Source organism: Photorhabdus kayaii, assembly GCF_025384895.1.
GTDB lineage: Bacteria > Pseudomonadota > Gammaproteobacteria > Enterobacterales > Enterobacteriaceae > Photorhabdus > Photorhabdus kayaii.
This window is the reverse complement of the sequence record NZ_JAJAFZ010000181.1, coordinates 1-1,283: the sequence shown is the minus strand read 5'-3', so window position 1 is coordinate 1,283 and position 1,283 is coordinate 1. Positions and strand designations below refer to the sequence as shown.

Here is a 1,283-nt window from a genome sequence, read left to right as displayed (position 1 = left end):
AGCTGGCCGTATTCATTGTAATCGTAAGCGGTGATGTCCCCGGTGGGTGACAGCCAGCCGGTCAGCTCGCCGTAAGGGCTGTACTCATACGCCGTGGTCCGGCCCAGCGGGTCGGTTTCGGCGACTTTGTGACTGAAATCCCATTCGGTCCGGGTTTCATGGCCGAGCGGGTCGACCTGGCGGGTCACTAAGCCGTCGGCGTTATAGTGGTAGCGGGTACAGCCGCCTTCGGCATCGAAATAGGTGGTGATGTTATGGTCGTCATCGTATGCAAAACGGTCCTGCCAGTATCCCTGCGGGGTGGTGGTGGCCGTCACCCGGCCCGCGTTATCGTAGTGCACGGTGACATCGGTTTTATCGGTGTCATGCCAGCGGGTCATGTTCCCCTGCGGCGTGTATTCGTGCCACAGGTGGTGAAACTGAAAGGTGTCACATTCCGCCAGATACCCTGGGTTATCATAGCGGCAGGTCACCAGCCGCTGGCGCTGTGCCGCGTGCAGCCAGTCAATGGCCGTGAGCTGCTGGTGTTCGTAGTGCAGCGCCAGGGTCGTGGTGTCGGCATGGACCAGGCGGGTCAGGCGGTGGTGTTCATCGTAATGAAAGACGGTCTGGTTGCCGTTGCGGTCCTCTATCAGGGACAGGCGGCGTTTATCCCCCTGGACCTCGGCAAAGCTCAGTATCTGCTGGGCGCGGCGGTTAAACAGGCGCAGCTCGCCGTCGCGTTGCCCGTACAGCAGGTAATGGCCGGCATGCAGGTTGACCGAGAAGACGTTTTCCGCCGGGGTATGGAAGGTGTAAATCACCCCTTCGCCGTCGGTGAAATGAGTCTCCTCGCCGTCGCGGCGCAGGTGCTGCGACCAGTCATCGGCCCATTTGGGGCCGAACAGCCCGGCCAGGGCGGCGGTGGAGCGGTAAGTCCGGTTCAGGGTCAGCGGCAGCACCCCCGGCAGGGCCAGCACCGGCCAGACCTGTAGGAAGTCGCCGGTCGCCACGTCTACCGGCTCGCCGGCTTTGCTACAGAGCTGACTGTTACAGCCGGTTTTTTTCACCGACGGGGCGGGGGGCGATTCATGGGGGCGGTTTTTGTTCCCTCTGGGCAGGGGGAGGAGGCCGGCCAGCACCACGGCCCAGTGTAAGGCCCGGTCGCTGCTGACCATGATGTCATAGACGCCTTCGGTCTCCTGGGTGAGGGCAATGGACGCCGCGCCGCTGTTGATATTGGCATCGCAGGTGGTGCGGTGGCCCAGCCGGGCAATCGGTTTGCCGTTGGCAAACACCGTTTT

General features: G+C 62.7%; 1 protein-coding gene. It reads right to left on the bottom strand.

The window, feature by feature from the left end; all coding sequences use genetic code 11:
• Positions 1-1,283: DUF6531 domain-containing protein (locus LGZ98_RS23750; protein ID WP_262978733.1), on the bottom strand; the 1,283-nt coding region annotated here is incomplete at both ends.